The organism is Rhodococcus sp. RD6.2 (genome assembly GCF_001040705.1).
GTDB lineage: Bacteria > Actinomycetota > Actinomycetes > Mycobacteriales > Mycobacteriaceae > Rhodococcus_G.
Window position 1 is genome coordinate 45274 of record NZ_CVQP01000007.1, and the last position, 24326, is coordinate 69599.

Below are 24326 nucleotides of genomic sequence, written 5' to 3' on the forward strand. Positions count from 1 at the left end.
GAGTCGCAACTTCGCGGGTCAGACCAACGGGCTGTGCGGAGCGGCCGAGTCGGGTGATGCTCTACCTCATCGCTGGCGCACACACGGCACGCGCGGTCGGACGAGAGAGCCAGCGCGAGGAGCAGAGCGAGAGGAGAGGGATGTTCACCTATTGCGGGTCGTTCTGGGCCTCTTGCGGAGTGGGTTGGCAGACCAGTCGGCAACTACACATGTGAAGGGCGCCAGATCACACCATTCTCGATGAGATTCTCCTGACGTCGGCAAGCCCCCACGGGCCAAAACCTGGCAGGTGAGACTCGTCGAGCCTTCGGCAATGGCAGGCTCTCGTGCTATTCGGGCGTGTACCGCCCATCATCGTTGACGTGCAGCTCAGCGATCGCATCTAAAGGTCGCCGAAACAAGACGCCGGTCGGCAGGTGGCCGTCGGTTGAGGCGGGGCACCAGGCCTTGTGGGAGATTCAACGGATGGTCGGGTGTATCCGGGTCCTTCTTGGTGGTGCAGGGCACAGGTGGTGTGTGCTCTTCGCCGTCGTCGCTGTACCGCTGCTGTTAGGTGGCTGCGGCGGCTATTCGGGGCAAGTCATCACTCCTGGCTTTGAGTCATTGCCACGATGCGCAGTGCGCGAGGAGATCCCGGTCGGCGAACTCGATCAGGACCGGCTTCACGACTGTAATCCCGAGGGTCTGCGAATCCGGATGCCGGATGGTCGGGTTGCCCAGGTCGACGCAGTGGGTACTACCTACTCAACGAGCAGCTCGGATCCCGGACTGCCCGGCGAGATCACCGTCATCAATTGGGGCGTGGAAGGGGTGGGTGTCGCGTTTCGTAGCGGTGACGAGCGGCGGGTCTGGGGAAGTACCGACCAGGCCCGGAGAAAGCAGGAAGCGATTCCCGAACTCAGATAGGGGTTGCCTGCATGTCGGGGCTCGATGCCTGTGCCGAGCACTGACGCGTATTGGCCCGGTGCCCGCCGTAGACCTGCGCACGGATGATCTACCGATCCCGCGCGCTGTTACGCGTCTGTCCCGCCACAACGCCGGCGGGAGCGCGGCTGGGCGAACCTGTGCCGACCGCGCCACCCGGCCCGCGGGCGGGCCGTCGCCGCGGGGTATTCACCAATGGCAGAGCATGCTGGGCTGCAGGCTGATTGGCTTTCTGACCGCCAAGAACCGAGCGGTCCAGACGGTCAGCCCGATCCCTATGACCACAACGCAAACGACTGCGGCTGCGCCGATGAGGTATGTCGAGATAGACGTGTAGAAGTTCGTCGTCTCCGTCAAGGCAACCGCGGCGCCAGCACTGAGTGCGGCACCTATCGGTAGCAGCACAGCGAGCCACCGCACGGTCGAAATAGCGCGAGGATCGCCAAACGTGTGAAGGACTCGCCACACGAACAGCAGCGTGCCCAGGTATCCCAGAATCCCGGACGACACGTACAGAAGGCCTTCGTACTGCCCCATCCGGATAGCTGACAGCGGCGACAGTACGGAGAGGACCACGAGCAGCGGAGTTGCCAGACCAGCCACGAGCCCGAGAACTGCCGCCGGCACAGCAAGTTCCAACCGCAAGGCGCGGCCACACAGGCCCCGCTCGCATGCTCGATCCCGGAGGATCTGTTCACTGACGTCATCGAGGACTGCCGGCGTGCCGTGACCGTTTCGGTTCGCGACTCGGAGTTCAGTCTCGAGTTCCGAAAGCAGTGCTCTGCGATCGGCCCCCTGGACACCGGCACGGCGCCAGAGGCCATCTGCCCGACGGGTGATCTCGGACCGTTCGGCACTGTCAGCGCGCGCGATGATGTTCATACGATGTCCGTTCCACTGTCGATTCGTCCCGACTGGCAGGCCGCGCCCTCGAAGCACTCGGTGGGAATCGAGTGCGCCGAGCGAATCCCACCCCTATGAACACGTTTGAGTCGCCAGCAGCGACCCAAGCTACGGACAAGCATGACCCACGGGACGGTAATCGAACAGAACGTACCAAATGACCGGTTTTGATCTTGGGGATGAAGCTGTGATCTCGATCAGATGCGGTCGCCAACGGAGGGGACGTACCCCTCGGCGATCCAGGAGATGTAGCTGACCGTGGACGGTAGCGGGACCGGGAACTCGGTGGCGCCCACGCCGGTCGCGATCTCCTCGTAGCCGAGAAGTGCTCCCGTTGCCTCGTCGAAGATCAGGACCGTCTTCCGATCGCCGGCCTGGGTGGCGACAGCGATGCCGGCACGCCCTGCCCGATCGGTGACGGCTCCGAGCACGTCGATCCCGGGTTGGTCGGCGAGGACACCGAGGTAGGCCGCCTGGAGTTCGGCTGAGACGATCTGGGACGTCCAGGTGTCCTTGTACTCGTCGAACCATTGCTGCGCGGTCCGGCCGGACCCCGCGGCCAGCAGGCGGCTGCGCAGCTCTGACACTGACCGTGTGTCCGCGTCCAGTCGGGGTCGAGGAAACACGTCGGGGTGAAGAATCAACGACTGCTGCACACCGTCCTCGAGACTGTCCAACCGGCCCGCCCCGGTCTCGTCGCGCCATTGCTCGCGTTCGATCTCCGCGGTCCATCCCTGGTCGAGGATGGTTCCGTCGGTGGTCCGGGCGCTGGACAGAAACCAGTTGCGGGATTTGACGTACTCGTATGCCCCGGAACCCGGTGCGGGAGGCTGCCGTTCGGCCTGTGCGGCGATGTGACGCAACAGGTCGGCGGACGAGACGGGGCGGCTGTAGGCGACGAAATGCAGCATCGGCACAGACCCGGCCGATGGGGGGAACACCGCTTGCCCCGGGTCCAGCGGGGGCAGGGTGAAGGTCGCCGAGGGAGGCTCGGACTGTGTCGTCTCGCGGGGACTGTCGACGATCAGTGCGCCTGCGGCCGCGACGCCGGCCACGAGGACAACCGCGGCCGCCGCGGCGACCGCGATCCGGTGTCTCGGCGTGCCTCGCCGGGAGCCGTCCGCCCGATCGTGATCGTGGGCGAGAATCTGCTGGAGTCCACCTTCCCGTGGCACGAACTCCACGTTCGGGGGCACCGGGTTGTGGCGTTCCATGCTCTCGAGCGGTGGGCGTCGGTTGGTCATGTCTCGTCCTTCCCAGCGCGGATCGGTGATGCAGGGGCTGCGTCGTCGCGTGCGTCCAGGGCCGCCTCGAGTCGTCGACGAGCCCGGTGGTGACGGACCGCGAACGCTGCGGTGCTGCAACCGGACACCTCGGCAGGTTGTCGGTAGGGCAGCCCGTCCCAGACGGTCAGCATCAGCGTTTCTCGGTCCTGGTCTGACAACGAGTCGAGAGCGGTGAGCACTGTTATCCGCTCGACAACGTCGTGGTCGGCGCCGGGTGAGGTGGCAGCGCCAACGTCGAGAGTTGCGGCGACCTCCGAGGCGAGGGTGATCTGTCGGACATCGCGGCGGCGCTGCTCCGACAGGGCATTGCGGGTGGCGACCAGCAACCAAGGCAACGGGTCAGCCGGCAACTGATGGAGCTTCTTCCAGGCGACAAGGAAGGCGTCGTTCGTCGCTTCCTCGGCAGCGGTGTCCACCGCTCGCCTCGCCGCGTAGGCCCGCACCCGCGGATACAGCCGCCGATACATCTCGGTGAACCGCGCTTCATCCGTCCCCATCCAACCCCCTCCGCCACACGCTTCACCTTGTAACGGCACGGCCGGGGGCAGAACTTACATGCAGCGTGAACACCAACCGTTCTGTGCTGTGCGATGGCAGGCACGGGCCCTCAACGCCATTCGATCGCGCCAACACACCTTTGCTGCCCGCCGACGAGTCTCGTCCGCACACTGCCCGCCCCCACTGTCTCCATCATCGTCCCGGCAGGCGCTCGCCGTGTCCGATCTCGTCGGCCCGAAAGCCACGCACCCCTGCCCGAACTCGTTTTCTGACATGCAGTGATGACACGTCCCCTCGCTCATCTGGGCCATTGGGGAAGCAGCAGGCGGGGGCCGGTCAGTTCGGGGGTCCGATCCAGTGGTGAGGTGTGCGGACCAGTGGCGGCGGTCACCGTCGCGGCGGTCCCGACGGCGGCGGGATTCCATCGTCCGGGCCCGACGTCGAATCGGCGGGCGCTGATCGTGATGGTGAGGTTGACGTTCTCGGTCGTGAGAGCATCCGCGACAACGGTGCTCGTGAACTCGTCACCAGCTGGTCACGAGCGCGGGAAATCAGTGGGCTGCGCGGATCCGGACAGCCAGGCGTCAGGGTGCGGTCTTGGCTGACATAGGAATCACCGATCGGCGAGCTCTGATTCAGGGAAGTAGAGGTAGGCACTGATGAATGCGATGGCCGCGATCACGGCGATCGAGAGGAAACCGAGCCCGCTCACTTCAGCGACGGTCGCTCCGGTTGCGGCAGCCACCGCGATCGTGAGGGCGGTGACGCTGCTGAAGAGGATCCGCCACTGCTGGACGTTCGTTGGGCCAGGACGCTTGTGTGCGGTATTGAGTACTCCCCGGCCGGCGGCAGCGGCCAGCCACCCGAAGAACAGCCCGAAGGGGATCGAGATGATCAATCCGAGCAGTGCGCCGAGGATCATTGACGGAAGGTCGGAATCGAAGAACTGGACAGCGACATAGATGCCGAACACTCCGCCGCACACGAGCGGCACTGCATATGCGGAGCGGCGCCAGTTCTGACCGCGGGGTGTCATAGCCGGAGAGTATCACTTTCTGATGGTGGCGCATGTGATGTAACTGACTCGAAATCCGTTGTCGCCGTTAGTCTATTTGTCACGACTAACGGCGCCAACGGCATTCTCATTCGGCTTGCGTTGCGTGCGTTCGTGCACTCACTACGGTGCTAGTTCGTGGTGCAGATTCCCTGGTATGCGCAGATGTTCGCGCCGAGTTGGTTCATGAAGGGGCTGCCCCCGGCTTTGTTGACATTGTGAACCGTCCGGGGCTTATTGCCGGTCCTATGCTGGCGACGGCTGAAAGCGAGCTGAGCCCGGAGGAGTCCGGGTTCTTCGTCATCCTGCTCGCGGTCGCGGGAAGCGAAGCCACCGGGAACGCGCTCCCCATCGCTAGCTAGCTAATGCTAAGAGAGGAGAGAGAATGGTGTTCACCTATGGCGATTCATTCTGGGCTGCATGCGGATTGGATAGGTTGACCAGTCGGTAATCGCACTTAACGAGGGCTCCAGATAACACAAATCTGGATGAGTTCCATACTGCTGATGGCCGGGGAGTCCGATTGGAAGAATCTCCGCATCGAGCCAGGTCGGCCGATCGAGTCTGGCAGATATGGACACGACACGGTCAGCAGCGACGACGTCCACAACCCAAGCGCGCAGACACCCGGGTGACCATTTGGAAACTGCTGCTGTGCGCGATCCTGATGACCAGCGGTCGGGTCATCCGCCGCGTCCTCGACACCCTGCGCCTCGACGACGTCGAAGCATCCATTCCGACTACTTCGCCGTCGCCCCCAGATTCATCGTTTCCGGTGGAACCGCAAGACGGCGCCATCATTTTGGGGGCAGGATCTCCGTCACGGGATGTCCATCTCTCGGACCGGCCTCTTGCTTTCGCGGTTCAAGGCCGTCGAGCAGAGCGCAGTTCAACTCTGCGGCGGGGCTCATGGGCATGGTGTGGTGCGTTGCTCCGTCAACGATGATCGTGCGTAGCAGTGGGATCGATTCGGTGACGGTCGCCAATCGCCGGCTGTCGTGTACCTTGCTGCCCTCCGCAAGAATCACCGTCGTTTCGACCGCCAATGCGTCGAGCGCATTTCGCTTGGGCCGCTTGGGAACAACGGTTCTCGACTTCGGGAAATGCTCTGCGCCACGGGCGTCCAGATCGAGCCAGTCCTCATCGATGTGCTGCCCGTTGGTCTCCCAGCGGATGAAGTCGCCTCTGCGCTTCTCGGTGGGCCGCAGAAGCAACGGAATGGCGCGGGCCAGGTACTGCGCTCGCATGCCGGCGAAGCACGAACTTGGGTCGAGTAGCACCAGGTTCTGGACACGATCGGGCTCGCGCAGCGCGTAGGCGAGCGCGATCATTGCGCCATAGGAGTGGCCGACGAGGCTGAAAGCTGCCAGACCGGCGGCGGTGGTGACATCGTCGAGCCATGACAAGAGGTCATCGACTGTCCGCGGGTCTTTGTCGCCCGCGACGCTCCGGCCGGCATCGCCGATCAGATCCACCGCGAAGACCCGGTATCGATCGGCGAGAGCGGCGACATTCTGGAACCACACCGTCGAGGTCGCCCCACCTCCGGGTAGGAGCACCAGAGGCGGGGCATCTGCCGGCCCGCAAATGTTGACTCGGGTCGTTCCGTGCTGCGTTTCGAGGTCGACGCTGGTGACGTCGACCGGCCACTTTTCGAGAACTAGGTCGTATGCACCATAGAAGGCGACTCCTTCCGGGGTGGTGGCGAAGTCGACTGTCGACAAATGGGACATCCGGTTCTCCTCGGGCAGATAGCTCGATTGATCGAGATAATGGACCTGTCGAGATAGTAGATTGTTGAGGCAATGCTGTCGACCACAGGAGATCGTGATGGATACCGGAAGTACGCCGGCCGAGGATTCGCTCAGTACGGTGCACCGGCTTCGGGCGCTGACGGTCGAGTTGCACCTTCTGGGCGCGGAGTTTGGGCGAGTACATGGCTTGCATTCCACCGACGTCCGAGCACTGATCTGTCTTCTTGACGCCGAACGCAGCAGCCGCCCGGCGACCCCGAGTTGGCTGGGGGAGCAGCTCCATCTCAACTCCGCATCAGTGACCGCACTGATCGACCGAATGGAAAAGGCGGGACATGCGCGGCGTCAACGGGACTCGCAGGACCGCAGAAGGGTCTTCGTTGAGGTGACTCCTGAAGCCGTGGAGCTCGGTTGGGCGTTCTTTGGGCCAGTGATCGCGAATGCGTTGGCTGCCATTGGCACGTATAGCCCTCGGGAGGTGGAGACTGTGGTCAGATTTTTGACTGACATGCAGGCTGCTGTCGAAGGCACTCGCCGGGATTCCGACATCAACGAGTAGCGGCAGCGGCGTCGGTCGCGAACGCAATTAACGGCTTTCACCCCTCCCGACTTGCGAACGCTCATCGAGGACGTGCCTGAGTTCAGGAGATTGACCGGGCTGATCACATCGCCTCGCGAAGCAAATACTGAGCAGGACTGGTTGGGCTGGAAGGCCGCCGCGATTGGATGTCCTTCATGGATCTTCTGGAGCGATGGATGGATGGATGGTGCGGGCGGATGGATGGAGGGGTCTTCACCAATGGAGGAGCGTGCTGGGCCGCATGCGGATTCACTAGGCAGCCCGCCTCGATGAACCCCGATGGTTCCGACCAGAAGCGGTTGACGCCTCGTTCGATCACAGCGCAGGGACCGAGTATCGGCGGGGGACAGTGATATCGCTGATCAGAATCGCCCGGCCTCGGAAGGCGAGGGAGCGCAGACCGCGGACCACGGCTGTAACGCCGACGACCAGCGGCTGCCAGTACACCTTCCGGTCGGGCACGGCTACCCCGAGCGCGGCAACGGCGGCCGACGTCGCGATCAACCCGGTGGCCGCGGAACCGCCCCGGACCACCACATCGCTGACCGGTCAACGATCCTTGACCGGTCAGCGATTGGTAGTCGGATAGTGAGAAGCAACGATATGGTTCGGTGTGCCCGAAATTGCTAGCCGGCGTCGCACCCAACCATCGCCGCCTCGCATTGTCTACGAAGCCCTTACTAACCCGGACCGTGACCCCGTTCGTCCGTGGCTGATTCTGCACAACGACGAACAACGTCCCCGATCGCAGAAGCTGTCGAACCGAACCTTGTCGTCTGGACCTCAATCTGGCCATGGCGACCGGATGCACGGATCCGCTTCGACATCACTGGCCCACCACGCTGCAGCACAACTCTGTGCTGGACATCGATCGTCGACGAACCGGTCCCGGACGGGGAAACTACCGTCCGCATGCGCAAGCGAGTGAACGAACTCATCAACGCGAACCTGCGCTTCACGTTCGGTCAATAGTCATTCGAACGAGGATCCGCTTACGGCGTTCGCCAATCGTTCCAACTGCCGACATGAATGGATCGCGAACTGGGACAAGGTCGCTTTAGGGGCGCGGCATGGCCAGCCACCCACGGCTGATTGATTTGAGAGAGGGGTGTTCACCTATGGCGGGGTGTGTTGGGCTGCATGCGGATTGGATACATCAACCAGTTGGTATTCACACTTAGTGAGGGCTCCAGATCACACAAATCTGGAGGAGTTCTGGATTGCAGACAACCAACCAGGGGGCGTATCGGTCGTGCCCAGGTTGCCGTCGCGGACCCTCTTGTCGACGCAGAGGCGCCGATGCTACGGACAACGACAAGGCCGCGGCTCCTGGTTTGACCGTGCTAGCGTCGCCCGTATCGCGACTGGCGTTTGAGTGGGACACTGCAAGGAAGCGAATTTCGGAGCGTCGTACGCCTGGGCGCTCCTCAGTTGACCACTGAGGAGCACCGCCATGGATCAACGCCCTCAGGCGATGTCGTGGGATTGCAGCTCGGTGCGCAGGACCTTGCCGCTGGCATTGCGCAGGATCTCGTCGAGCACCACGAATCGCTTGGGTACCTTGTAGCGCTCGAATCCCGCGCGCAGGTGCGCCTTGAGTTCCTCGTCGGGCAGCACGACCGCGCCTGGTGCGAACACGATGAACGCGTGCAGGACCTGCCCGAATTCGGCGTCGGGAATCCCGATCACGACCGCGTCGGCGATGCCGGGGTGTGCGACGAGGCGGTCCTCGACCTCGCCGGGAAAGACGTTCTCCCCGCCGGAGACGATCATGTCGTCGGAACGGCCGTCGATGAACAGTCGCTGCTGGGTATCGAAATGGCCCATGTCGCCTGTGTTGACGTGTCCGTCGACCACCTCTTTGGCCGAGGCGGTCGCGGTCGCGTCCGGGGTGTAGCCGGTGTATTCCAGGCCGCTACGGACGAAGATCATGCCGGTCTCCCCAGCTTTCGCTTCGCTGCGGTCGGTGCGCAGGATTCGTACCGAGACCCCGAGGGCGGTTCGGCCCGCGGTGTTCGGGGCCGCTACCAGATCGGCGGGAGTGGCGACGGTGACCAAGCCGGCTTCGGTGGAGCCGTACCCGCTGACCAGGATCGGACCGAAAGCATCGATGATTCCCGACACCGTCGCGGCGGTGATCGGTGCGGCGCCGGTGACGATGACCCGCAACGCCGATCGTGTCGATGCCGTCTGCTCGAGGTCGGGAAGTGAGAGCAGTCGCTGCAGCATCACCGGGACCGCCATGACCACCGTGATCCGATGTCGAGTGATGTCGTCCAACGTTGCCTGCGAGTCGAAACGACTGCGGCACACAATGGTCCCGCCCAGTGCCAGTGGGCCGAGTAGCGCGAGCAGGCCGAACCCGTGGAAGAACGGGGGCGCCACGAGCACCCGGTCCGTCGAACGCAACCGCACAATCGCCATCGCGGTCACGGTCAGCAGCGCGAGCGCCCGCGGTTTCACCGCTCGCGGAACCCCTTTGGCCAACCCGGTCGTCCCTGATGTCAACAAGGTGATCTTCACCGCGCGCCGTACCCGAGGTGGCGCCGGATGCCGCTGTCCGGCGAGATCGTCCAAGGTGAGCATCGGCGAGGCGTCCGCCCCGGGCTCGCGCTCCGCCAGCACACGCAGTCCCGCGAACTGGGCGTCGCCGACTGCGTCCGCGTACTCCTCGTCGTAGATCAGGACATCGGGGGTGTGACGGTGCAGGATCGCCTGCAACTGCTGTGAGGGCAGCTCGGTGTTGATGAAGACCAGCTCCGCACCCAACTGCGCGCCTGCGCTCATGGCCTCGACGAATCCGCGATGGTTGCGGCACACGATCCCCACCGACCGTGGTTTCGCCGGGGCCAGTGCGAACAGCGCAGCGGCGATCGAGCCGGCTCGCTGCTGCAGCTGCCGATACGTCATCTGCCCGGTCTCGTCGATCACCGCGACCCGCTCTGGGTACCGGATCGCGCTGGCCGCAATGAGCATCGCCGGTGTCGGACCGAACCGAACAAGGCTGCGCGCTAACGACACCAGCTTCCGAGGTCCGAGCGGCGTGAACATCCCCGACGTCGCGATTGCCGACAGAGCCGCCGTTCCACGTCGAATGCTGTGACCGAGTTCAGACGACATGTGAACCCGCCGCGGTCGTGACCCCACCGCTACCGCTGACCTCGAGTGGTGTGCGCGCTGCTTCCACACGCGACAGGGACACCTGGGTGTCGCCGAGGAATCGGTAGATGAATCCGACGAGGATCTCGAGCGGCCAGCGCAGCAGTGGAACCATGATCGCCGAGGGATGCCCGTAGATCGGGGTCATCGTGCGCGGCTTGGACACCACCGCCCGCGCGATCACGCGTGCCGCGTCCTCCGGCGTCTGCCCCGGCATCAGCCGCATCCACCGGCTCGGCGCGCTCATCCGGGTGTGCATCAGCCCGGCATAGAAGGTGGTCAAGGTGACCCCGTCCGCTCGGGCCTCCATCCCCACAGCACGCATCCACCAGTCGAACGCGGCCTTCGACGACAGGTAGAACCCCCACTTCGGTATGACGGGGAACATGACGCCCACCGTCGACACGTTCACAATGTGACCACGACCCCGCGCCCGCATCCCCGGCAGCAGCGCCAACGTCAACCGCATCGGACCGACATAGTTCGCACCGGAAGTCGCGGTGATGTCCTTGGGCCGGTCGTAGGACAGGTGAATCGAACGCCGCAGTGATTTGCCCGCATTGTGGATCAGGTAGTCCACCTCGCCGAAATCGTGCAGCACCGCCTCGGCGAACTCCGTCACCGACTGCTCACTGGTCAGGTCCAGCGCATAGGCGTACGCCTGGCCGCCGTCGGCGACGATCCGGTGGGCGACGTCGCCAAGCCGGTCCAACGACCGCGCCGCGAGCACCACCCTTGCGCCCGATGCGGCGAACAACTCCGCGGTCGCCTCGCCGACACCGAACGAGGCTCCGGTTATCACGACGACCTTGCCCTCGACCTCACGGCGCAACCGCTCCGTGCGGCGCAGGCCTCGCGGCCCGATCAGGCTGGCCAGAGCGCGGGCTACCGGGTGCTCGACGATGCGAGACGGGCCTACAGGAAGGGGTGACGACATCGCTCTACTCCATGCTTTCGACAGGATTGGGCACCGCTTGCGGGCCCAGGAACAAAGACAGCAACGGCGAATCAGACTTCGCCGCATCCATGACCCGTTGGGTCAGCTCGATCTGCGGATCTGCTCGCAAGGCCCCCAGTACCGAGCCGAAGACATTGGCAAGTACCAGATCTCGAACCTGCTCACGCGTGATCTCCTCGGTGTGCATCCAATGCAGCACGATGCCTTCGATGAACGACAGACACCCGCTGATTGCCGCACGGAACACTGGCGTCGACTCCGTACCGGTGATCTCCATGGCCAATGCTGCGGCAATCCGCTGGCGATGTCGGTCACGGATCTGTCGGACCTCGGCATCGGCGACGTCAGCGATCAAGGCTTCGAATGATCCCGGTTGCTGCGCAGCCCGATCCAGCAGTTTGTCCACACCCTGGGCCAACCGATCCACCGCCGGCCCGCGCATGGCCAACAGGTCGCCCCAGAACTCCTCGGCGGCGAGTTCGAGCACCGCCAGATAGAAGCCCCGCTTTCCACCGAAGTGGTAGCTGATCGATCCTGCCGCCACCCCGAGCGAGCGGGCCAGGTCGACGATCGACACCTCCCCGTAGCGCTGCTGGCTGAACGCGTCCTTGCCCGCTTCCAGCAGCACCGCTCGCGAGGCCTCACCGCGCCGATTGCCGACCACCGTGCCTCCCAGTTCTTGAATCAGATTCAATTCTGACGGTAGGTGGTACCTGGGGTATCGGTCAATAGGTTTCTGAATTCAATTCAGATTGTTGAGGTGGTCCCGGATCGCGCTGCCGCCACCCCGAGCAAGCAGGCCCTGGGTTGCGAGCGTTGACTACGAGTGCCTGACTGAGGGGCGACTGATGGTGAATCTCATGCAGTGAGTTGCCATCCACGCCGCCGCGTCGGGTAGGTCGGTCAGGTCGCGATGGCCGCGCCGGGTCTCCGGTCCGAGGGCGTTTCGGTCCTTCTCTGAAACTGGCAGCCCGCGGGCACAGTTGGTGAACGGCGAGGGTCAGACATCGAGATGAATGCCGGCACGCTCACGATTGCGAACAGAAGGGCCGGCGGCGTCAGTTTGCTCCGGTGCAGCACGAGGAGTCCTCGGCGACCGCCGGATTCGGCAGATAGCCTGTCCCCGTGGCGAGATCCATGGATTCCGCGGCTCGACCTCGACCTCGACCGCATCGCGGAAGCGGTCGTCTGTAGCCCGCCGCGGGCCTGCACTCGGCTCAGTCTGGGCCCGAATCGCGCCGCAATCGGGTCGATGATGCGCGGAATCGGGCCGGCGAGGTCTAGTCGAGGGGGAATCTGCCTTCGAAACCGTCCGCGGTTCCAATAGGTGAACGCAACGGGCGATGATGGGTGAACACCCTCGGCACGGACGGGCGGACGGTGGAAGAGAGAGAGCCGATGACGGGAATCGAACCCGCGTATTCAGCTTGGGAAGCTGATGTTCTACCATTGAACTACATCGGCACGCTGGGCTTTTCCGCCGAATCGGCGGTGTAACACCCTGCGAGCGGCAACTCTAGCAGACCGCTTCGACCTTGTGCGGTTACCCTCTTGTTCGTGCTTCTCTCCGACCGCGACATCCGTTCATCCGTCTCCTCCGGCCGCCTCGGGATCGATCCGTTTGACGATTCGATGGTGCAGCCGTCGAGTGTGGACGTGCGGCTGGACCGCCTGTTCCGTGTCTTCAACAACACGCGGTACACGCACATCGATCCGGCGAAGCAGCAGGACGAGCTGACGAGTCTGGTGGAGCCTGCCGAGGGGGAGCCGTTCGTTCTGCACCCGGGGGAGTTCGTTCTCGGATCGACGTTGGAGTTCTGCTCGTTGCCCGACGATCTCGCCGGCCGACTCGAAGGGAAGTCGAGCCTCGGTCGTCTCGGGCTGCTGACGCATTCGACGGCCGGGTTCATCGACCCCGGCTTCAACGGCCACATCACCCTCGAACTGTCGAACGTGGCAAACCTTCCGATCACGCTGTGGCCGGGCATGAAGATCGGGCAGCTGTGCCTGTTCCGGTTGACGAGCCCCGCCGAACATCCCTACGGCAGTTCGACTGTCGGCTCGAAGTATCAGGGGCAGCGGGGGCCGACGCCGTCGAAGGCGTACCTGAACTTCATGAAGAGTCCCACCGACTGAGGCCGCGTCTCTCCGCGTCGTATTCGGTTGCGCCGGACCAGCTCACGTAGGTCTGGTCCGGCGTCGCCTCGGCCGTTGGTGGGGGCGGGTCAGGACTGACTGGAGCGTCCGTCCGGCACGTAGTGGGAGAACAGCATCCGGTGCGTGGTGTCGGTGAAGGTCTCGCGCTTCTCCTCGGTCGGGCGCTCGGTGCGCCGCTGCGGGCGGTCGCTGCGCCGGTCGATGTTCGATGACGATCGGGGTGCGGTCATGGGCACTGCTTTCCTCGGACGGTTGCGGCGATGCCGGTGCCCGGATACAGCTGCGCCCCGGCCACAGGTCGGCTGGGCGCACTGTCACCTGGGCAGAGGGCGCCGCGGGTTGGGAAGTGCTCGATGGTCGTCGGGTCACCTGACCGTGCGGTCAGGTGTGACGTCGAGAGCGTAACCGACCAGTAGTTCGGCTGGGACGCCGCCCACACCGACCGGTCCGAGACGGACGTGACACGTACACCCCCCGTTCGCGCCGGATACCACTCGCGCTCACGCCCGCGACGTATCAACAAGTCATGCGCTGCACCGTATTCGGAACCGGCTACCTCGGCGCCACCCACGCCGCCTGCATGGCCGAACTCGGCCACGACGTCCTCGGCGTCGACATCGACGCGGGCAAGATAGCGAAGCTCGCGGCGGGGGAGGTGCCGTTCTACGAACCGGGCCTCGTCGACACGCTGCGCCGCAACCTCGACGCCGGGCGCCTCCGGTTCACCACCTCGTATCCGGAGGCCGCGGCCTTCGCGGATCTGCACTTCCTCGGGGTCGGGACGCCGCAGAAGAAGGGGGAGTACGGAGCGGACCTGCGGCACGTGCACTCCGTCGTCGACACCCTCGCCCCACTGCTCGACGGGCCCGCCGTGATCGTCGGCAAGTCCACCGTCCCGGTGGGCACCGCGGCCGAACTCGCCGTCCGGGCAAGCAGACTCGCGCCGGCAGGCGACGCCGTCGAGGTCGCGTGGAACCCCGAGTTCCTGCGCGAGGGGCACGCCGTCGTCGACACACTGCGTCCGGACCGCGTCGTCGTGGGAGTCGACCCGTCCCGGCCGGGACGCGCCGAAGCGCTGCTGCGCGACCTCTACGCGGACCTCATCGCCGCCGACGTCCCGTTCCTGCTCACCGACCTTCCCACCGCGGAACTCGTCAAGGTGTCCGCCAACGCGTTCCTCGCGACGAAGATCTCCTTCATCAACGCCATCTCCGAGGTGTGCGAAGCGGCGGGTGCCGACGTCGGCGCCCTCGCCGATGCGCTCGGTCACGACGCCCGGATCGGCCGCCGATTCCTCGGCGCCGGACTCGGGTTCGGCGGCGGCTGCCTGCCCAAGGACATTCGCGCGTTCATGGCCCGCGCAGGCGAGCTCGGCGCCAACCAGGCCCTCATGTTCCTGCGCGAGGTCGACAGCATCAACATGCGGCGTCGCACCAGGATGGTCGAGCTCGCGACCCGCGCCGTCGGGGGATCGCTGCTCGGCGCGACCATCGCCGTCCTCGGCGCCGCGTTCAAACCCGACTCCGACGACGTCCGTGATTCGCCCGCGCTCAACGTCGCGGGCATGCTGCAGCTACACGGAGCGACCGTCACCGTGTACGACCCCAAGGCGATGGACAACTCCCGGCGACTCTTCCCGACGCTCGCGTACGCCACCTCGGCCGTCGAGGCATGCGAGGGTGCGGACGCCGTTCTGCTCGCCACCGAATGGGACGAGTTCCAGGCGCTCGACCCTGCGGATCTGAACGAGGTGGTGCGCTCCCGGGTCGTCGTGGACGGCAGGCGCTGCCTCGATGCCGATCGCTGGCGTGCCGCCGGGTGGGCGTATGTCGCCCTCGGGGGCGGAACAATCGGCAACAGCGCGGCAAAACAGACCGGACATGCGGCCACCGTGGCGGGCGCTTAGCCGAACGAATGGGCCTCTGGCGCAAAGATCGCGATTCGATAAACTCTGCGACGTTCGCGTGCGCGCCGTCGGGGGCACGCACACCTCGACATAGGGGCGACTCGATGAGCGCGGTACTGGGAGTGTCAGTGGGGACCAGTGCTGTCCGCATGGCCACCCTGTCCGGAAACGATCACGACACCGAAGTTCTGCCGGGCTTCGGCGGACGCGCAGTCGAAGTCGTCACCGGGCCCGCCGAGGACGTCGCGGCGCAGTCCATCGGCGTCCTCCTCGAACACCAGGACCATGCCGACATCGGGGCCACCGGCGTCGCCTACGGCAACGGTGTGCACCCCGACTCGATGCACGACGCGATGGCCAGGCAGCGGCTGCACAACTACCAGCTGGTCCCCGAAGCCACGGCGGTCGTCACCCTCCTCGAAAGCGTTGGGCAACTGGCCCCCACCGACCACACGGTCGTCATGTACGACCTGGGCAGTTCCGGTGTCACCGTCACCGTCGTCGACCGGCACTCGCATGCCGTCCTCGCGCAGCAGCGCAGCGACGTCGCGGGTGGAGACCAGTTCGATGCACTCGTCGCGGAGCAGCAACTGCGGGAACGGGGCCTCCCACGCCCCGTCGACACCTGGGCGGCAGCCGAGTTCACCACCCGATGCAGGGAAGCCAAGGAGCAGCTTTCCACGGGTGCCGCCGCGTGCGTCCCCGGTGAGAGCGGACTCATCCTCCTCAACCGCGAACGGTTCGAGGCCCTCGTCCGGGTACCCGTCGAAGCCTCCGCGCGCCTGGCCCGTGACGTCATCGCCGCGTCCGGTCGTCAACCCGACGTACTCGTCCTCCTCGGCGGCAGCGTCCGCATCCCCCTGGTCCCGAACCTGCTGCAGAGCTGGCTCGGGCTCCGCGTCATCCTGCCGCCCGAACCGGAAATGGTCGCCGCGCAGGGAGCTGCACTGCTCGCGACGACGATGGCCCCGGTCGTGCAGCCCGAGCCCACCGACGTTCCGCCGGAACCGGACTGGGCCGACATCGCGTCCACGACACCGCCCCGGCGTGGACCGTCACGACGGCAAATGGTCCTCGCGGGATCGGTCGCCGCCGGCCTGGTCGCCGTCGCGGGCATCGGACTGGCGCTCGGAAACGGTGGTGACAAGCGCGGCGCTGTCGAGAGCGGGGAGACCGCCGTCGCCGAGGTGACCGTCCCGCCCCGCACGCCGTCGAGGACCACCCCCGCGCCGACTCCGACGACGACACCGGCTCCCACTTCGGCGGAAGCCACGACGGGTCAGACGCCGAATTCGACCGCGGAGTCGCCGCAGGTTCCCCCCGCTCCGCCGGGCCCGCGCTTCCTCAACCTGCCCGACCCGATCCGCATCGAGGTCCCGCCGAACATCCAGCTGCCGCCGGGCATGGTCCGCTGATCGCCGTCTGATCGACAGCCCAAGCCACCCTTGGATCGCCCGAAAAGCGCGCACCAAGATGGTCCTCAGCGTCGGGTGACTGCTTCCCTGTTGGCTCCCTGATGTCACATCGAGGGTCGCCAAGTGACCCGATGTGACATTAGGGAACCGGGTGGTGGGTCAGCGGGCGTGGCGGCCTGCGGGTGCTCGGCGGTTGCTCGATTCGGCGCGCGGGGGCCGGGCGAGCGCCACGGCGATCGCCGTCGTCAGGGGCACCGACAGCGCCAGCGCGATTCCGCCGACCGCCGACCGCAGGATCTCGATCGCGACGGCGTCACCGGTGAGGACGTCGGTGATCGAACGGCCCGCCACCGAGAACAACAGCAGCAGTGGAAGCGCGCCGCCCGCGTACGCGAGGACGAGGGTGTAGACGGTGCTCGCGATGTGGTCGCGGCCGACGCGCATCGCAGAGCCGAACACGGCCCTGCGGTTGGCGTCGGGGTCGAGGTGTGCGAGTTCGAACGCCGACGACGCCTGGGTGATGGTGACGTCGTTGAGGACGCCGAGGGAACCGATGATGAACCCGGCCAACAGCAATCCGGTGATCGAGACGTGCCCGAGGTACGTCTGGACATTGGTGTTCTGTTCCTCGGACAGTCCCGTGAGGTGTGTCATCTCGATCGCCGCCCACGACAGGACAGCGGCGAGGACCATCGACGCGATGGTGCCGAGCAACGCCGAGCTGGTGCGCAGGCTGACGCCGTGCGCCAGGTAGAGGACCGCGTACAGGATCACCGCGCCGCCGACGAGCGCGACGGGTACGGCCGGTTTGCCGTCCAACAGTGCCGGCAACATGAATCCGACGAGCACTGCGAACGCGACCAGCAGGCCGAGCAGTGCGCGGACTCCACGCCATCGAGCGACGACGACGATGACGAGCACGAACAGTCCGACCACGGCGAGCAGCGACCAGCCTCGGGAGTAGTCCTCGAACGAGTACGCCGTCGCGCCGGTCGCGTCGGTCTGCCGTACGAGGCGGATTCTCTCGCCCGCCGCGAGGTCGGGTTGGCCAGGACCGGGGCCGATCTCGAGGAGTGTCCGTGTCCCCTCGTTGGGTCCCGACTCGATGGCTATGACGCTGCGCTGGCACTCGTACGAGTTGTTCGGTGGGGGAGCGGGATTCCCGGTGAACGACCGCCCGATCGACGGGCTTCCGCACGGGCCGAAACTCGATTCGACCACCGTGCCCGCCTCGGTGACGACGGCGCCGCCACCGGACGTCTGGAATGGGAGGGGGATCTCGACGCTGTGTTTGCTGGGCCACAGTGCCACCAGGCCGACGAGCACGACGACGCCGATCGCGGTGAGGAGGCCGACCACCACGCGGGCGGCGGCGGGACCGACGGGAACCGGGCCGGTGTGACCGTGACCGTGGCCGTGACTCATCGCGTCAACACCAGACGAAGCATGGCGTCACAGTACCGAGCGAAGAATTGTGAACCGAAACCCGAGATTCGGGGAGGGATCGAGGGGTACCCCCCAGCGGGGTGGCGGGGTACAGGGGGGTGTCTCCCCGCCACCGGCTCGATTGCACACAGGGGGGAGGTGCAATCGAGCGTGCTGGACACCAATGGTGTCCTCACCGAATTTACATGGTGTTGTTCAATCTGTCTCACTCCAGGTCGAGATTCATGCTGAGAACTGGATCACGGCAGGTGACGGTGCCGAACCCGCGTGTCGCGTCGAGATCAGAAGGTCTCGCGATGGATCGCCTCCTCGAGCGGCCGACCGTCACGCCAGCCGAAACGTACGAGGTCCGGCGTCTCCTGGAACTGCGACACCGGACCGACGCACAGCCACGCGATCGGTCGCACCGGAGCCGGTACGCGCACCAGTTCGGTCAGGAAGGCCTCGTCGTAGAACGAGACCCACCCGACGCCGATGCCCTCCGCCACCGCCGACAACCAGATGTTCTGAATCGCCAATACCGCGGAGAACACTCCCGTGTCGTCGACGGTGTGCCTGCCGAGGATGTTCGCCCCGCCCCGCGACGGGTCGTAGGTGACGACGATGCCCGTGCCCGACTCCTGGATGCCCTCGACCTTGATCGGATCGAACGTCGCACGACGCTCCGGCGGCAGTGAGTCCGCGAACGCGCGGCGGCATCCGGCGACGTGCTCCGCGAACGTGTCGAGGGTCCCGCGATCCTGCACGACGACGAAGTCCCACGGCTGGGTGTTGCCGACGCTCGGCGCGTTGTGGCCTGCCCGCAGGATCCGGTTCAGCTGCTCCTCGTCGATTCGGTCGCCGGTGAACTCGGCGCGCACGTCCCTGCGCATCCGGATGGCGTCGTACACGGACATGACGTCGCGCTGACCTGGGGCACTGCTGCTCTCGTTGGACACGCAGTCGACGGTATCGGATCGCGTTGCCGGTGGGTGAGGGCCGTGACCGAATGCCGCGCCGGCGGGTAGCGTCGAACGCATGGTGGCCGCCGCGTTCGTTCGACGCTGGGCTCGAGCAGCCGTCGTGGCGGTCGTGGTTCTCGGGCTCGCGGCGCTCACCCCGGCCGTCGGCAGTCCACAACGCGCTGCGCGCGTGGGGACCGCCGGTACGGGGCTCACCCTCGACGGTCGCCCCTGGTGGCCGGTGGGCATGAACGCGTACCAGCTGGCCACCGACTGGTCGGTCAACGTCGGTTGCGGCGCCCAGGTCGACTCCGACGTACGTGGGGGCGTCACCTTGGGTCGACATCCTGCAGTACCACGACTACCACTCCGACGGAGTGCCGCTGCCCGGCGACGAGTGGAACGGTCTGGCGCGACGTCTGGAGCAGGCCCGAGCGCTCGGCAAGCCGCTGCTCGTCGCCGAGATCGGGCAGGCGGCGGGATCGTGTCTGCCACTGGCGCGGCGCGTCACCGACGTCAAGGCCAAGATCGACGGGCAGCGGGCCGCGGGAACGGCAGGGGCGCTGCTGTGGTCGTTCGTGCCCGATCCCCGCCCGGGCGAGTGCACCTACGACATCGGCCCGGACGACCCGTTGTTCGACCTCCTGGCGGCGTACTGACTGCTACTCCGGCTCGGTGGCGTCGTTGGGGTTGGTCAGCACCCGGTAGATCCGCCAATCCGGTTGATCTGCACCGTCGTTCGGGAACTCCAGCTCGAGCATCGAGATCTGGGCGCCGTTGGAGTAGATGGAGGGATAGCGTCGGTTGACGGCGTCCGCGGTACCGCGTCCCGAGTTCGGCACCGTCAGAATGTATTTCACGTCGCTGGCTGCCGGATCGCTGAGAATCGACACGAAATCGCGATCCGACGGCAAGACGAACCGCTCCGGATACTTCGATGCCGCCACCACCGCGAATCCGTACAGGCTGTCCACCAGAATCGATCCGTCCGGCAGGTCCATCGCGTCGAGGTGATCCGCCATCTCGCGCTCGGTCCCGAACGACGCGAGGATCCGCAGCTGCTGATCCATGTCGGTGCCCTCCTGCGGATCGAACGGAAGCAAGGCACCGACCGCGTACTGCTGCACCGACAGGCTGCGGCTCTCCATGCCGACGGCGGTGATCGGAACACACAGCGCCACCAGCACCGTGGCCGCGACCGCGACACCCCGCAACCGCGGTGGGGGCATCGCGTGCGGCACCGCGAACACGCCGGGCCGCCGCGGACGGAGATCGCCCCGGGCCGGGAACACCTGGAATGCGTAGACGTACATCAGCGGAATGACGCAGATGTAGAAACGCAGGAACGGGAAGGTCGAGCCCGCCGCGTACGAGTACACCTGGAACGCCAGCACCGATCCGAAGATCAACGTCGTCACCAGTACTTCGACATCGCGACGTCGCACGGCGAGGACCACGATCACGGGAACCAGCACTGGCAGCGCGGGTGCGAGAACGAGGAGTTCCGCCGCCGAGTACGCGAACGTCCGAGTACCCGACTCCGCAGGACCACCCACCTGATCCAGGATCGCCGAGTTGCCGTACTGCGAAGTGAACTGCGCGAAGGCCTGGCCCGTCAGCAGCCAACTGGTCCCCGCCCACGCGAAAAATGCCAACGCCGCCGGTGCCACCAGGATCACCGCATCTAGAAACGCGGTCTGCCACCGGTTCCGTTCGGCACGACGCCACGTCACCACAGCGACGAAGGCGGCACCGGCCAGGGTGGGGAAGCCCGCGTCGTAGCGCGTCAGGTAGGCCAGCCCCAAAGCGATACCCGCGCCGATCAGGTCGTGCACGTCGTCGGTGCTCGTCCATCGGATCAGACGCCGGACGCACCAGCACATCAGGAACACGAACGGTGCTTCGCTCATCCCCGTCGCGCCGTAGAACACGATCATCGGATTCACGGCGAACAGGACGGTGATCGCCACCCGCTGCCAGCGCGGCACCCCACGATCGAGGCCGATACCCCAGATCTGCACCGCCGCACCGGCCATGAACGCCGACGACATGATGACTCCGGCCATCGCGTACCTGGTCAGGTCGGGAAACCACGGGTTGAACGCCGTCAACGGGATCTCCACCAGTGCCGTCATCGGCGTGAAGATGAACCCGATGCTCGCCAGGTGCGGGTCGCGGCCGAACAGCACACCCTGAGCCGACTGCACCCGGCTCAGCGCGTCGCCGAGCATGAACTCCGCGTGCACCGCCAGCAGGTACCCGACGACCAGGTACAGCAGGGCGCTCGCCGCGTACACGACGACGGCAGGTCGCGCGAACACCCGCAGCATCCTCATCGCTGAGTGCTCTCCGCCTGCACGGCGGCTGCGGCGTCCACGTCGGTGTCGGACTCGCTCGCCAAGCCGTGAAACGTCTTCTCCCAGTAGGAGGGGCGGAACAGCAACTGCCACACGCCCTTGATGGCGGCGATGCTCATCAGCAGCCAGTACAGCGGCACCAGCAGGCACGACCACAGTAGTCGCGGATTCCCCGTCTCCCGCGCCCCGATCAGATTCATGTAGATCGTCGCGGCATTGCCGAACAACAGGCACACCAACGCCGGGAAGTAGACCCAGGGCGGAAAGATGTCGCCGATCAGGACCGGCTGACCCAACACCCACGCGATCGTGATGAACCAGAACACCATGTTCAGGCACGCGATCAGGGGAGTGCCCGCCAACAGCAGGGTGAACCGGACGAACGCCCACGGCCCGATCTGCTTCCACAACCGCACCGGGTGACGGGTGTGCACCAACCACGTTTGCAGGTAGCCCTTGTACCAACGCGATCTCTGTCGCATCCAGTTGATCGGGTCGCTGTTCGCCTCCTCCAGTGTCGTCGACTCCAGCACCGCCGTCGTGTAGCCGCGGGCCGCGATCCGTACACCCAGATCCGAATCCTCGGTGACGTTGAACGGATCCCACGCGCCGATGTCGTCGAGGACGGAGCGCCGCAGATGATTCGACGTGCCGCCCAACGGGATCGGCGCCTTCAATCGCATCAGGCCGGGAAGCAGATAGCTGAACCAGACGCCGTACTCGACGGTGAACCAACCGGTGAGCAGATTCTGCCCACCGTTGAGGTACGCCAACTTCGCCTGCACGCACGCGACCCGATCGTCGCGCATGGCGAACGTCGCGGCGACGCGTCGAAGCTGCAGTGGTTCCGGGAGGTCCTCCGCGTCATAGATGGTGATGATGTCGCCGGTCGCGAAATGTAGGCCGTAGTTGCACGCCTTCGGCTTCGTCCGCGGATCCGCCGCAGGCACCAGCAGCACCGTCACCAGCTCGCCGACCCCGACCCCGGCCTCGTTCGCGGCCGTGATCGTGATGTCGTCGTCCTCCTCGAGGAGCAGCAGGATCTGCAGCTTGTCGCGCGGATAGTCGAGCCCCGACAGCGACCTGAGGAGCTGGCCGATCACCTCCGGCTCGTGATACGCGGGCACGAGCACCGTGTACGGCGGCAGGTCCGCGTCGGGGATCGCGCGCGCCTGTTCGTCGCTCACCCGGATGATGGCGTTCGCCGCGAGTCCTGTCCGGAACACCGCGAGGCGATCCCCGAGCGTCAATACGTAGGCGACGGTGCACACGCCTGTCACGACGGTCAAGGTCACCTGCGGCCACAGGAACAGACACACCAGGAACACCGCCGCCTGCGCGATCAGCAGCGCCCGCTGCCACGGGACGAACGCCACCGACGCCGACGCGTCAGGATCCCGCTCGCGGAGTCCGTGCACGGCGTCGTGCAGCGCTTGCTCACGGAACTCGGCCGACGCCGAATCCGGATGCGGTGGGGGAGCGGCCAGCGTCACGACACCACCTCCCATTGTGTCGCGACCACGTCACGCCCCAGTTCGGTCAGCATGTCGGAATCCTTGTAGTCGGGTTCCTCGTCCTCCAGCACCGCGTTACCGCGGAAGAGCACGTTGATCGTCTGCGTCGCCACCGACAGCGCCGCCGGATCCGATTGCGGGAACTGGGCGCCCGGATCGTGGTTGTCGACCGAGATCAGGTTCACCACCTGCACCGTCCCGTCGCCACGAGTCCACTGGAAGTTGAGTTTCGTCCAGGTCAGGAACAGGTTCTGGTCGACGATCGTGTACATCAGGCCCCGCACGTCGTGTCCCAGATCGACCGACACGATCGGCGACCGCCTGCCCTGAATGGTCGAGTACAGCGTCTCGCCCGGGTACACGTTCAGCGTGTCGGGGTCGCGGGTGAGCAGCGAATCCGCCACCACCGTTCGGCGCCTGCCCTTGTCGTCCCACCCCGGGTTCACCTCATCCGCAGTCCACGTCTGACGCACGATCGTCGCTCCGGCACCGAAGAATCGGGGGGCCCAGTCCGCCGGTTCGAGGCCGGTCTGCGTCCACCCCTCCGGGACGACGAGGCCGGGAGTCTCCGGCAGCGGCGGCCCCGTCGCGATCGGAATGATCAACTCCGCAGGAAGGGGGATCGAGAACAGCGCAGCCGCCGTCGCCAGCACCAGCAGTGCAGCCTTCCACGGCCGCGTCACCGGCGAGGTCCGTTGCGGGCGGAACGACAAGCGCGGTTCGCGAATGCGGACGGAGTACGCCCAGAACGCCAGCACGATCGAGGTGCCCGCCGTCAGGGGTGCGAGCCGCGCCGACAAGGCGCCGGCCAACGCCGGATAGCCCACCGCCAGTTGTACTCCCAGGAGCAGGAATCCGAGCGCGAGCGTCCCGAGCGCTCCGATCAGCCCCCGCGTCAGGGTCCGCGCCACGGTGATGCCGGCGGCGATCGCGATCAACACCGTCGACACGACCGCCGCCGCCAACCACGTGCCCCCCAGCGTGACCACCGCCGCGCGGTACGCCAGAGGCGACACCGCCGTCAGCACCAGCCAGATCGGCCAGTACCGCCCGGCGGGCCGCAACCCGAACACAAGCACACACGCGCCGAACAGAAAGAGAAGCATCGCGAGCAGGTCGGTTCGCAACAGATAGAAGGTGTCCCGGTATCGGGGGACGAGCAGGGCTGCCGTCGCCACCGACAACGCCAACGCCATGCCGCCGACGATCACGTCCACCTCGCGGTCGTGGATCGGGAGTTCGTCGTGTCGATGTCGCGTGATGCCGATGCCGGCGACGAACACCATCAGGGGCACTGTGAGGATGTACTCGTACATGCCACCCGGCAGGGTGTCGATGGTGGTCCGCGTCAACGAACTCCAGAACGCCACCACCGTGCACGCGATGATCACGGTGAACCGCACGAACAGCGGTGTCAGGACCGACCGGACGCTCGGACCGTCGGTCGCCGTCGACACCGCTTCCGTCGTCATCG

Annotated in this window: 19 protein-coding genes, 1 tRNA gene and 1 pseudogene; 6 read left to right on the forward strand and 15 right to left on the reverse strand. The window is 65.9% G+C overall.

All coding sequences use genetic code 11. The features are described from left to right. Window positions 1–516: 516 nt before the first annotated feature. Window positions 517–906 carry a hypothetical protein gene (locus tag RHCRD62_RS13925; RefSeq protein WP_157050924.1) on the forward strand — a complete coding sequence of 130 codons (390 nt, stop codon included), beginning with the start codon at window positions 517–519 and terminating at the stop codon, window positions 904–906. A 207-nt stretch (window positions 907–1113) separates the two neighbouring features. On the opposite strand, the gene RHCRD62_RS25870 is transcribed toward RHCRD62_RS13925, so the two are convergent. The 5 genes from RHCRD62_RS25870 to RHCRD62_RS13955 all read right to left on the reverse strand — a co-directional run bounded on the left by RHCRD62_RS25870 (window position 1114) and on the right by RHCRD62_RS13955 (window position 6398). Then, complete coding sequence (locus tag RHCRD62_RS25870) at window positions 1114–1806, reverse strand: hypothetical protein (RefSeq protein WP_157050925.1); 693 nt, start codon at window positions 1804–1806, stop codon at window positions 1114–1116. 218 nt (window positions 1807–2024) lie between these two features. Beyond that, window positions 2025–3071 carry a hypothetical protein gene (locus RHCRD62_RS13940; RefSeq protein ID WP_050065343.1) on the reverse strand — a complete coding sequence of 349 codons (1047 nt, stop codon included), beginning with the start codon at window positions 3069–3071 and terminating at the stop codon, window positions 2025–2027. Further along, window positions 3068–3610 (reverse strand): RNA polymerase sigma factor, encoded by a 543-nt coding sequence (locus RHCRD62_RS13945; protein WP_050065344.1) that lies wholly within the window; start codon window positions 3608–3610, stop codon window positions 3068–3070. The genes RHCRD62_RS13940 and RHCRD62_RS13945 overlap by 4 nt, the downstream gene beginning before the upstream one ends. A 614-nt stretch (window positions 3611–4224) precedes the next feature. Beyond that, window positions 4225–4647: a hypothetical protein gene (locus tag RHCRD62_RS13950; RefSeq protein ID WP_157050926.1), complete on the reverse strand. Its 423-nt coding sequence runs from the start codon at window positions 4645–4647 to the stop codon at window positions 4225–4227. An 815-nt stretch (window positions 4648–5462) separates the two neighbouring features. Then, window positions 5463–6398 carry an alpha/beta fold hydrolase gene (locus tag RHCRD62_RS13955; RefSeq protein WP_084734274.1) on the reverse strand — a complete coding sequence of 312 codons (936 nt, stop codon included), beginning with the start codon at window positions 6396–6398 and terminating at the stop codon, window positions 5463–5465. A 97-nt stretch (window positions 6399–6495) separates the two neighbouring features. On the opposite strand from RHCRD62_RS13955, the gene RHCRD62_RS13960 reads away from it, so the two are divergent. Further along, window positions 6496–6978: a MarR family winged helix-turn-helix transcriptional regulator gene (locus tag RHCRD62_RS13960; protein ID WP_050065346.1), complete on the forward strand. Its 483-nt coding sequence runs from the start codon at window positions 6496–6498 to the stop codon at window positions 6976–6978. Between the two features lie 1488 nt (window positions 6979–8466). On the opposite strand, the gene RHCRD62_RS13970 is transcribed toward RHCRD62_RS13960, so the two are convergent. From RHCRD62_RS13970 to RHCRD62_RS13985, 4 genes are all read right to left on the reverse strand, one after another. Beyond that, a complete protein-coding gene (locus RHCRD62_RS13970) occupies window positions 8467–10119 on the reverse strand; it encodes an AMP-binding protein (protein WP_050065348.1) in 1653 nt (550 codons plus the stop codon). Further along, complete coding sequence (locus RHCRD62_RS13975) at window positions 10109–11095, reverse strand: SDR family NAD(P)-dependent oxidoreductase (protein WP_050065349.1); 987 nt, start codon at window positions 11093–11095, stop codon at window positions 10109–10111. The genes RHCRD62_RS13970 and RHCRD62_RS13975 overlap by 11 nt, the downstream gene beginning before the upstream one ends. Before the next feature lie 4 nt (window positions 11096–11099). Then, the gene (locus tag RHCRD62_RS13980) at window positions 11100–11780 is read right to left on the reverse strand and encodes a TetR/AcrR family transcriptional regulator (RefSeq protein ID WP_050065350.1); all 681 of its coding nucleotides are present in this window, start codon (window positions 11778–11780) and stop codon (window positions 11100–11102) included. A gap of 729 nt (window positions 11781–12509) precedes the next feature. After that, window positions 12510–12580: transfer RNA gene (locus RHCRD62_RS13985), tRNA-Gly, on the reverse strand. Between the two features lie 93 nt (window positions 12581–12673). Here RHCRD62_RS13985 and dcd point away from each other — a divergent pair. After that, window positions 12674–13252 (forward strand): dCTP deaminase, encoded by a 579-nt coding sequence (gene dcd, locus RHCRD62_RS13990; protein ID WP_050065798.1) that lies wholly within the window; start codon window positions 12674–12676, stop codon window positions 13250–13252. 89 nt (window positions 13253–13341) lie between these two features. On the opposite strand, the gene RHCRD62_RS25875 is transcribed toward dcd, so the two are convergent. After that, window positions 13342–13503 carry a hypothetical protein gene (locus tag RHCRD62_RS25875; RefSeq protein WP_157050927.1) on the reverse strand — a complete coding sequence of 54 codons (162 nt, stop codon included), beginning with the start codon at window positions 13501–13503 and terminating at the stop codon, window positions 13342–13344. 296 nt (window positions 13504–13799) lie between these two features. Between RHCRD62_RS25875 and RHCRD62_RS13995 the strand changes: the two genes are divergently transcribed. Together RHCRD62_RS13995 and RHCRD62_RS14000 are read left to right on the forward strand one after the other, a co-directional pair. Beyond that, the gene (locus tag RHCRD62_RS13995) at window positions 13800–15179 is read left to right on the forward strand and encodes a UDP-glucose dehydrogenase family protein (RefSeq protein WP_050065351.1); all 1380 of its coding nucleotides are present in this window, start codon (window positions 13800–13802) and stop codon (window positions 15177–15179) included. Between the two features lie 128 nt (window positions 15180–15307). Continuing rightward, entirely contained in the window at window positions 15308–16594 is a 1287-nt protein-coding gene (locus RHCRD62_RS14000) for an Hsp70 family protein (protein ID WP_050065352.1), read from the forward strand. A 159-nt stretch (window positions 16595–16753) separates the two neighbouring features. Here RHCRD62_RS14000 and RHCRD62_RS14005 read toward each other — a convergent pair whose 3' ends face one another. Both RHCRD62_RS14005 and bluB read right to left on the reverse strand, forming a co-directional pair. After that, window positions 16754–18019 carry a YibE/F family protein gene (locus RHCRD62_RS14005; protein ID WP_050065353.1) on the reverse strand — a complete coding sequence of 422 codons (1266 nt, stop codon included), beginning with the start codon at window positions 18017–18019 and terminating at the stop codon, window positions 16754–16756. Window positions 18020–18321: 302 nt separating this feature from the next. Continuing rightward, on the reverse strand, window positions 18322–18936 hold the full coding sequence (gene bluB, locus RHCRD62_RS14010; protein ID WP_050065354.1) for a 5,6-dimethylbenzimidazole synthase: 615 nt from the start codon (window positions 18934–18936) through the stop codon (window positions 18322–18324). 121 nt (window positions 18937–19057) lie between these two features. Between bluB and RHCRD62_RS25490 the strand changes: the two are divergent. Beyond that, a pseudogene (locus RHCRD62_RS25490) lies at window positions 19058–19640 on the forward strand (hypothetical protein). A gap of 3 nt (window positions 19641–19643) precedes the next feature. Here RHCRD62_RS25490 and RHCRD62_RS14020 read toward each other — a convergent pair. The 3 genes from RHCRD62_RS14020 to RHCRD62_RS14030 are packed head-to-tail and all read right to left on the reverse strand — an operon-like array spanning window position 19644 to window position 24324. Further along, window positions 19644–21311 (reverse strand): ArnT family glycosyltransferase, encoded by a 1668-nt coding sequence (locus RHCRD62_RS14020; RefSeq protein ID WP_172671080.1) that lies wholly within the window; start codon window positions 21309–21311, stop codon window positions 19644–19646. 2 nt (window positions 21312–21313) lie between these two features. Further along, the gene (locus RHCRD62_RS14025; RefSeq protein ID WP_253277323.1) at window positions 21314–22831 is read right to left on the reverse strand and encodes a glycosyltransferase; all 1518 of its coding nucleotides are present in this window, start codon (window positions 22829–22831) and stop codon (window positions 21314–21316) included. Further along, a complete protein-coding gene (locus RHCRD62_RS14030) occupies window positions 22828–24324 on the reverse strand; it encodes a hypothetical protein (RefSeq protein ID WP_050065357.1) in 1497 nt (498 codons plus the stop codon). The genes RHCRD62_RS14025 and RHCRD62_RS14030 overlap by 4 nt, the downstream gene beginning before the upstream one ends. Window positions 24325–24326 lie beyond the last annotated feature (2 nt).

What these genes read in the sequence shown, in the direction of transcription:
- RHCRD62_RS14020 (WP_172671080.1), bottom strand. Translation starts at nt 21,311, where the DNA reads ATGCTGCGGGTGTTCGCGCGACCTGCCGTCGTCGTGTACGCGGCGAGC.
- RHCRD62_RS13970 (WP_050065348.1), bottom strand. Translation starts at nt 10,119, where the DNA reads ATGTCGTCTGAACTCGGTCACAGCATTCGACGTGGAACGGCGGCTCTG.
- RHCRD62_RS25870 (WP_157050925.1), bottom strand. Translation starts at nt 1,806, where the DNA reads ATGAACATCATCGCGCGCGCTGACAGTGCCGAACGGTCCGAGATCACC.
- RHCRD62_RS13975 (WP_050065349.1), bottom strand. Translation starts at nt 11,095, where the DNA reads ATGTCGTCACCCCTTCCTGTAGGCCCGTCTCGCATCGTCGAGCACCCG.
- RHCRD62_RS14005 (WP_050065353.1), bottom strand. Translation starts at nt 18,019, where the DNA reads ATGAGTCACGGCCACGGTCACGGTCACACCGGCCCGGTTCCCGTCGGT.
- RHCRD62_RS14030 (WP_050065357.1), bottom strand. Translation starts at nt 24,324, where the DNA reads ATGACGACGGAAGCGGTGTCGACGGCGACCGACGGTCCGAGCGTCCGG.
- RHCRD62_RS25875 (WP_157050927.1), bottom strand. Translation starts at nt 13,503, where the DNA reads ATGACCGCACCCCGATCGTCATCGAACATCGACCGGCGCAGCGACCGC.
- RHCRD62_RS13995 (WP_050065351.1), top strand. Translation starts at nt 13,800, where the DNA reads ATGCGCTGCACCGTATTCGGAACCGGCTACCTCGGCGCCACCCACGCC.
- RHCRD62_RS13955 (WP_084734274.1), bottom strand. Translation starts at nt 6,398, where the DNA reads ATGTCCCATTTGTCGACAGTCGACTTCGCCACCACCCCGGAAGGAGTC.
- RHCRD62_RS13950 (WP_157050926.1), bottom strand. Translation starts at nt 4,647, where the DNA reads ATGACACCCCGCGGTCAGAACTGGCGCCGCTCCGCATATGCAGTGCCG.
- RHCRD62_RS13960 (WP_050065346.1), top strand. Translation starts at nt 6,496, where the DNA reads ATGGATACCGGAAGTACGCCGGCCGAGGATTCGCTCAGTACGGTGCAC.
- bluB (WP_050065354.1), bottom strand. Translation starts at nt 18,936, where the DNA reads ATGTCCGTGTACGACGCCATCCGGATGCGCAGGGACGTGCGCGCCGAG.
- RHCRD62_RS13940 (WP_050065343.1), bottom strand. Translation starts at nt 3,071, where the DNA reads ATGACCAACCGACGCCCACCGCTCGAGAGCATGGAACGCCACAACCCG.
- RHCRD62_RS13945 (WP_050065344.1), bottom strand. Translation starts at nt 3,610, where the DNA reads ATGGGGACGGATGAAGCGCGGTTCACCGAGATGTATCGGCGGCTGTAT.